This is a genomic window from Escherichia sp. KCJ4928 (assembly GCF_004352695.1).
Lineage (GTDB): Bacteria > Pseudomonadota > Gammaproteobacteria > Enterobacterales > Enterobacteriaceae > ECMA0423.
Window position 1 is genome coordinate 1 of sequence record NZ_SJWV01000199.1, and the last position, 6956, is coordinate 6956.

Annotated in this window: 7 protein-coding genes and 1 pseudogene; 5 read left to right on the plus strand and 3 right to left on the minus strand. The window is 50.3% G+C overall.

Going from position 1 to position 6956, the window contains the following annotated elements:
- The coding region (locus E0D98_RS20010; protein ID WP_233395675.1) for a hypothetical protein at positions 1 to 296 on the minus strand (296 nt) is incomplete at its 3' end.
- A 401-nt stretch (positions 297 to 697) separates the two neighbouring features.
- On the opposite strand from E0D98_RS20010, the gene aphA reads away from it, so the two are divergent.
- From aphA to E0D98_RS20025, 3 genes are all read left to right on the plus strand, one after another.
- Positions 698 to 1411: an acid phosphatase AphA gene (gene aphA, locus E0D98_RS20015; protein WP_001307512.1), complete on the plus strand. Its 714-nt coding sequence runs from the start codon at positions 698 to 700 to the stop codon at positions 1409 to 1411.
- 110 nt (positions 1412 to 1521) lie between these two features.
- Positions 1522 to 1938, plus strand: a complete 417-nt coding sequence (locus E0D98_RS20020) for a secondary thiamine-phosphate synthase enzyme YjbQ (protein ID WP_000270375.1) — start codon at positions 1522 to 1524, stop codon at positions 1936 to 1938.
- 3 nt (positions 1939 to 1941) lie between these two features.
- Positions 1942 to 2298: an MmcQ/YjbR family DNA-binding protein gene (locus tag E0D98_RS20025; RefSeq protein WP_000155657.1), complete on the plus strand. Its 357-nt coding sequence runs from the start codon at positions 1942 to 1944 to the stop codon at positions 2296 to 2298.
- Positions 2299 to 2332: 34 nt separating this feature from the next.
- Here the strand turns inward: E0D98_RS20025 and uvrA are convergent, their stop codons facing one another.
- Positions 2333 to 5155 carry an excinuclease ABC subunit UvrA gene (gene uvrA, locus E0D98_RS20030; RefSeq protein ID WP_131890875.1) on the minus strand — a complete coding sequence of 941 codons (2823 nt, stop codon included), beginning with the start codon at positions 5153 to 5155 and terminating at the stop codon, positions 2333 to 2335.
- Positions 5156 to 5408: 253 nt separating this feature from the next.
- Here uvrA and ssb1 point away from each other — a divergent pair, with 253 nt between their 5' ends.
- A complete protein-coding gene (gene ssb1 / locus E0D98_RS20035) occupies positions 5409 to 5945 on the plus strand; it encodes a single-stranded DNA-binding protein SSB1 (protein WP_000168305.1) in 537 nt (178 codons plus the stop codon).
- Positions 5946 to 6043: 98 nt separating this feature from the next.
- Here ssb1 and E0D98_RS20040 read toward each other — a convergent pair whose 3' ends face one another.
- Positions 6044 to 6325: a YjcB family protein gene (locus E0D98_RS20040; protein ID WP_001295689.1), complete on the minus strand. Its 282-nt coding sequence runs from the start codon at positions 6323 to 6325 to the stop codon at positions 6044 to 6046.
- Positions 6326 to 6754: 429 nt separating this feature from the next.
- On the opposite strand from E0D98_RS20040, the pseudogene E0D98_RS27425 reads away from it, so the two are divergent.
- Positions 6755 to 6928 (plus strand): annotated as a pseudogene (locus tag E0D98_RS27425) (hypothetical protein); the annotation flags it as partial.
- Positions 6929 to 6956 lie beyond the last annotated feature (28 nt).

The following is a 6956-nucleotide window of genomic DNA, read 5'->3' on the forward strand; positions in this document are numbered from 1 at the left end:
CCTTTAACCTCCTCGGCAAAACAGCAAAGCGTGCAAATATACATAAAGTCTTTCTTACCCCTGATTTTGTTAACTAAATCAATAAATGCGTGAAAAACTTTACTTGCAATAGAACTTGATACTTCTTCTCCAGGTCTACAAAAATCTTTTGCAATTTTTAACTGTGTTTCTATGTATAAAAAGAAATCTTTAGCATAAGAAAAATCTTTGGCATAAGAGATATCTTTATTATTTAGTGCATCTAGCTCAACAGGTAAAGATGTCGTTTTGTTGCTATTCACATATGATATATTCATATCATCATCTCCATCGGGAGTAATAAAATTAGTCACCATTGTAGGATAGGGTTCTGGTCAATCAGGAATCATCTTTATAAACTTCGATTGTTTTTGTAATGCTGTATCATTAAGTTCATTAAATCGTACAGCAGATAAATGTTCTATCAAATTTCGCTCATTTGCAGAGGATTCATCATAATAAACGTAAAATTAATGTATCCTTACATCGAGTAATAAACATTTTTTATACAAAAAAAGACAGGAACGTATTTACTGGGTTAAACATAATCATCCTGCTTTTCATCACAAAAACCGCAGATAATCCTTCCTTTCCCCGGCAGCTGGCGTTATGGTCAGATGGTTTTTGCAACAAATCTCACAATAAAAAGTTTCAACATACTGACTATTTAGGGAAAAATATGCGCAAGATCACACAGGCAATCAGTGCCGTTTGCTTATTGTTCGCTCTAAACAGTTCCGCTGTTGCCCTGGCCTCATCTCCTTCACCGCTTAACCCTGGGACTAACGTTGCCAGGCTTGCTGAACAGGCACCAATTCATTGGGTTTCGGTCGCACAAATTGAAAATAGCCTCGCAGGGCGTCCGCCAATGGCGGTGGGGTTTGATATCGATGACACGGTACTTTTTTCCAGCCCGGGCTTCTGGCGCGGCAAAAAAACCTTCTCACCAGAAAGCGAAGATTATCTGAAAAATCCTGTGTTCTGGGAAAAAATGAACAATGGCTGGGATGAATTCAGCATTCCAAAAGAGGTCGCTCGCCAGCTGATTGATATGCATGTACGCCGCGGTGACGCGATCTTCTTTGTGACTGGTCGTAGCCCGACGAAAACAGAAACGGTTTCAAAAACGCTGGCGGATAATTTTCATATTCCTGTCACCAACATGAATCCGGTGATCTTTGCGGGCGATAAACCAGGGCAAAATACAAAATCGCAATGGCTGCAGGATAAAAATATCCGAATTTTTTATGGCGATTCCGATAACGATATTACCGCCGCACGCGATGTCGGCGCTCGTGGTATCCGCATTCTGCGCGCCTCCAACTCTACCTACAAACCCTTGCCACAAGCGGGTGCGTTTGGTGAAGAGGTGATCGTCAATTCAGAATACTGACAGAGCGGGAGAGCGTGACGCTCTCCCGAATGCTGTTTTTTTAATCACACCTTTATCCTTTCGCTGTCTTGCTGCAAACTGATTAAGAGAGTTTTATCAAGGAGCAGCACATGTGGTATCAAAAGACGCTCACGCTTAGCGCCAAATCTCGTGGGTTTCATCTGGTAACGGATGAAATTCTGAATCAGCTGGCTGATATGCCGCGCGTTAACATCGGCTTACTGCATCTGTTGCTGCAACATACCTCCGCCTCTCTGACACTTAATGAGAACTGCGATCCCACCGTACGCCACGACATGGAGCGTTTTTTCCTCCGCACCGTTCCCGACAACGGAAATTATGAGCATGACTATGAGGGAGCAGACGATATGCCTTCTCATATCAAATCCTCAATGCTGGGAACATCGCTTGTATTGCCGGTACATAAAGGGCGTATTCAGACCGGCACCTGGCAAGGCATCTGGCTGGGGGAACATCGCATCCACGGCGGATCGCGTCGCATCATCGCGACACTACAAGGGGAGTAAAAAATGACCATTTCGGAGTTGCTACAATATTGCATGGCAAAACCAGGCGCAGAACAGAGCGTGCATAACGACTGGAAAGCGACGCAGATCAAAGTGGAAGATGTACTGTTTGCGATGGTGAAAGAAGTAGAAAATCGCCCAGCTGTTTCGCTGAAAACCAGCCCGGAGCTGGCGGAGCTGCTACGTCAGCAGCACAGCGATGTGCGTCCTAGCCGCCATCTGAATAAAGCGCACTGGAGCACCGTGTATCTCGACGGTTCGCTGCCGGATTCGCAAATCTATTATCTGGTGGATGCGTCTTATCAGCAGGCAGTGAATTTACTACCGGAAGAAAAGCGTAAATTGCTGGTACAACTCTGAAAGGAAAAGGCCGCTCAGAAAGCGGCCTTAACGATTACAGCATCGGCTTGAGGAAGCGTGCCGTATGCGAAGCTTCGCACTCCGCGACGGTTTCTGGCGTACCGGAGACGAGGATTTCGCCGCCGCCACTGCCGCCTTCTGGTCCCAGGTCGACAATCCAGTCAGCGGTTTTGATCACGTCGAGATTGTGCTCAATCACCACAATGGTGTTGCCCTGATCGCGCAGTTTATGCAGTACGTCGAGCAGTTGCTGAATATCGGTGAAGTGCAGACCGGTGGTCGGCTCGTCGAGAATATACAGCGTCTGCCCGGTGCCGCGTTTTGACAGCTCACGCGCCAGCTTCACGCGCTGGGCTTCACCACCAGAAAGTGTGGTTGCGGACTGCCCCAGGCGAATGTACGTCAGGCCAACGTCCATCAACGTTTGCAGCTTACGCGCCAGTGCAGGTACGGCATCAAAGAACTCACGCGCCTCTTCGATGGTCATATCCAGCACTTCGTGGATGGTTTTGCCTTTGTACTTAATTTCCAGCGTTTCACGGTTATAGCGTTTACCTTTACACTGATCGCACGGCACGTAGATATCCGGCAGGAAGTGCATCTCTACTTTGATCACACCGTCGCCCTGACAGGCTTCGCAGCGCCCGCCACGGACGTTAAAGCTGAAACGTCCTGGCGTATAACCACGCGCACGGGATTCCGGTACGCCCGCAAACAGTTCGCGCACAGGCGTAAACACGCCGGTATAGGTCGCCGGGTTAGAACGTGGAGTACGACCAATTGGGCTTTGGTCGATATCGATCACTTTATCGAAATGCTCCAGCCCCTGAATATCGCGATACGGTGCTGGTTCGGCGATGGTCGCCCCATTCAACTGGCGTTGGGCAATCGGGAACAGTGTGTCGTTAATCAGCGTCGATTTACCGGAACCTGAAACCCCGGTGATGCAGGTAAACAGACCCACCGGCAGCGTCAGCGTCACGTCCTTCAGGTTGTTGCCGCGTGCGCCTGTCAGCTTCAGCACTTTTTCCGGATTCGCCGGAACGCGTTTCTTCGGCACTTCAATCTTGCGTTTGCCGCTCATGTACTGCCCGGTCAACGACTCCGGCACCGCCATAATCGCTTCCAGCGGACCTTCTGCGACCACTTCACCGCCGTGAACACCTGCGCCCGGGCCAATGTCGATCACATGGTCAGCGGCGCGAATTGCGTCTTCGTCGTGCTCCACCACAATCACGGTATTACCGAGATCGCGCAGATGGATAAGCGTACCCAACAGGCGCTCGTTATCGCGCTGGTGCAGGCCGATAGATGGCTCGTCCAGCACGTACATAACGCCAACCAGGCCCGCTCCAATCTGGCTCGCCAGACGGATACGCTGGGCTTCACCGCCGGAAAGCGTTTCTGCCGAGCGGGAAAGCGTCAGGTAATTCAGGCCGACGTTAACGAGGAATTTCAAACGATCGCCGATCTCTTTAAGGATTTTTTCCGCAATCTTCGCCCGTTGACCAGCGAGTTTGAGATTGTTGAAGAATTCCATCGCATGACCGATGCTCATGTCGGAGATAGCAGGCAGCGGCGTATTCTCGACATAAACGTGGCGCGCTTCCCGACGCAGACGCGTCCCTTCGCAGCTGGCGCATGGGCGATTGCTGATAAACTTGGCTAATTCTTCACGTACCGCACTGGATTCTGTCTCTTTATAACGGCGCTCCATATTGTGCAGCACGCCTTCGAACGGATGACGACGGATGGAGGTATCGCCACGATCGTTCATGTATTTGAATTCAATGTTTTCTTTGCCAGAACCGTACAACACCACTTTATGCACGTTCGCGCTCAGGCTGCCCCACGGCGCTTCGACGTCGAACTTATAGTGATCTGCCAGCGATTTCAGCATCTGGAAGTAATAGAAGTTGCGGCGATCCCAGCCACGGATCGCACCGCCAGCCAGTGACAGCTCGGGGTTTTGGATCACGCGGTCAGGATCGAAATATTGCTGTACGCCAAGGCCGTCACAGGTCGGGCAGGCACCTGCCGGGTTGTTAAACGAAAACAGTCGCGGCTCCAGTTCACGCATACTGTAGCCGCAAATTGGGCAGGCGAAGTTGGCGGAGAACAGCAGCTCTTCCGCTTTCGGGTCGTCCATATCCGCCACTACCGCTGTACCACCGGAAAGCTCCAGCGCGGTTTCAAACGACTCCGCAAGACGTTGGGTAAGATCGTCACGCACCTTGAAGCGATCAACCACCACTTCAATGGTATGTTTCTTTTGCAGTTCCAGTTTCGGCGGATCGGAAAGATCGCAGACTTCGCCATCAATACGAGCACGGATGTAACCCTGGCTTGCCAGGTTCTCCAGCGTTTTGGTGTGTTCGCCTTTGCGCTCTTTAATGATTGGCGCGAGCAGCATCAGACGCTTGCCTTCCGGCTGCGACAGCACGTTATCCACCATCTGGCTGACGGTTTGCGCCGCCAGCGGGACGTCGTGGTCCGGACAGCGCGGTTCGCCGACGCGGGCGAACAACAAACGCAAATAGTCGTGGATTTCGGTGATTGTCCCCACCGTAGAACGCGGGTTATGAGACGTCGATTTCTGCTCAATTGAGATGGCAGGAGAAAGCCCCTCAATATGATCGACGTCCGGCTTTTCCATCAGTGACAGAAACTGCCGCGCGTAGGCGGAAAGGGATTCAACGTAACGGCGCTGCCCTTCGGCATATAAGGTGTCGAAAGCGAGCGAGGATTTGCCAGAACCCGAAAGCCCGGTCACGACAATGAGCTTGTCGCGGGGGATAACGAGGTTGATGTTTTTGAGATTATGGGTGCGGGCGCCCCGAACTTCGATCTTATCCATTCACCTTTCCCGGATTAAACGCTTTTTTGCCCGGTGGCATGGTGCTACCGGCGATCACAAACGGTTAATTATGACACAAATTGACCTGAATGAATATACAGTATTGGAATGCATTACCCGGAGTGTTGTGTAACAATGTCTGGCCAGGTTTGTTTCCCGGAACCGAGGTCACAACATAGTAAAAGCGCTATTGGTAATGGTACAATCGCGCGTTTACACTTATTCAGAACGATTTTTTTCAGGAGACACGAACATGGCCAGCAGAGGCGTAAACAAGGTTATTCTCGTTGGTAATCTGGGTCAGGACCCGGAAGTACGCTACATGCCAAATGGTGGCGCAGTTGCCAACATTACGCTGGCTACTTCCGAATCCTGGCGTGATAAAGCGACCGGCGAGATGAAAGAACAGACTGAATGGCACCGCGTTGTGCTGTTCGGCAAACTGGCAGAAGTGGCGAGCGAATATCTGCGTAAAGGTTCTCAGGTTTATATCGAAGGTCAGCTGCGTACCCGTAAATGGACCGATCAATCCGGTCAGGATCGCTACACCACAGAAGTCGTGGTGAACGTTGGCGGCACCATGCAGATGCTGGGTGGTCGTCAGGGTGGTGGCGCTCCGGCAGGTGGCAATATCGGTGGTGGTCAGCCGCAGGGCGGTTGGGGTCAGCCTCAGCAGCCGCAGGGTGGCAATCAGTTCAGCGGCGGCGCGCAGTCTCGCCCGCAGCAGTCCGCTCCGGCAGCGCCGTCTAACGAGCCGCCGATGGACTTTGATGATGACATTCCGTTCTGATTTGTCATTAAAACAATAGGTTATATTGTTTTAAGGTGGATGATTAAAGCATCTGCCAGCCATAAAAAAGAAGCCTCCGTTATGGAGGCTTCTACGTATCAGGTCAAAATCATTGGCCATTGTGGCGGTGTCTGATTCATCTCTTCTATCATCACCGACTCGATGTTGTGCCAGATAGCGGTGATGTCCGCCATTGTGATGCCAAGCAACCCCATTGCGAACCAACAGGCGGAAACAACGCCCAGACCGCTGCTGATCACCGCAAGCCCGACATAATCAGACCGACGAAAACGGATGTTGAGTGTGCTGGCCAGAAACATCATTACGGCACTAAGAAGTTGCCAGCGAAGAAGAACCACGCCAGTGGTGAGGGTAGCCATCAAACAATTCCTCTGAAAAGAGCCGATGCCCTGGACAGCGCGGCGTTGTTCACGGGAGGCGTGGTACACTCTGGCTATCGCGGGGCTTGCAGAACACAAAAATGAAACACTCTGTTTGTTTCATTAATTTTGTGAACTATATCACAATTGATTGTTTGTTAGCCATATTAGGCCGTGACTTTTATTGCTGTACAGATTATGTGGTTTTTCAGTGGCATTAAGGGCATATCTTCCCGCCGCCTCTGCATTCCTGTAGGAAATTAATTTTGAATATCAATGAATTATTTTCATCCAGGTGACGATTAGAAAGGTATCAATTTCAAATCAGGCAAAAGTGCTATTTATACCGTAAGATTTATCTAAAGACGTCGGTACCCAGGGTTTTCACCTTGCAATGGCCGGGTATAAACAGGCAGGAAATTGATAGCAATGAGTCATCGTGCACGACACCAATTACTGGCGTTGCCGGGCATTATCTTTTTAGTTCTCTTTCCCATCATTCTTTCGCTATGGATTGCCTTCCTTTGGGCAAAATCAGAAGTGAATAATCAGCTCCGAACCTTTGCTCAACTGGCACTGGATAAATCCGAGCTGGTCATTCGCTAGGCAGATTTAGTGAGCGATGCAGCTG

Coding starts and splice junctions, on each gene's coding strand:
- aphA (WP_001307512.1), top strand. CDS start 698: ATGCGCAAGATCACACAGGCAATCAGTGCCGTTTGCTTATTGTTCGCT.
- E0D98_RS20020 (WP_000270375.1), top strand. CDS start 1,522: ATGTGGTATCAAAAGACGCTCACGCTTAGCGCCAAATCTCGTGGGTTT.
- E0D98_RS20025 (WP_000155657.1), top strand. CDS start 1,942: ATGACCATTTCGGAGTTGCTACAATATTGCATGGCAAAACCAGGCGCA.
- uvrA (WP_131890875.1), bottom strand. CDS start 5,155: ATGGATAAGATCGAAGTTCGGGGCGCCCGCACCCATAATCTCAAAAAC.
- ssb1 (WP_000168305.1), top strand. CDS start 5,409: ATGGCCAGCAGAGGCGTAAACAAGGTTATTCTCGTTGGTAATCTGGGT.
- E0D98_RS20040 (WP_001295689.1), bottom strand. CDS start 6,325: ATGGCTACCCTCACCACTGGCGTGGTTCTTCTTCGCTGGCAACTTCTT.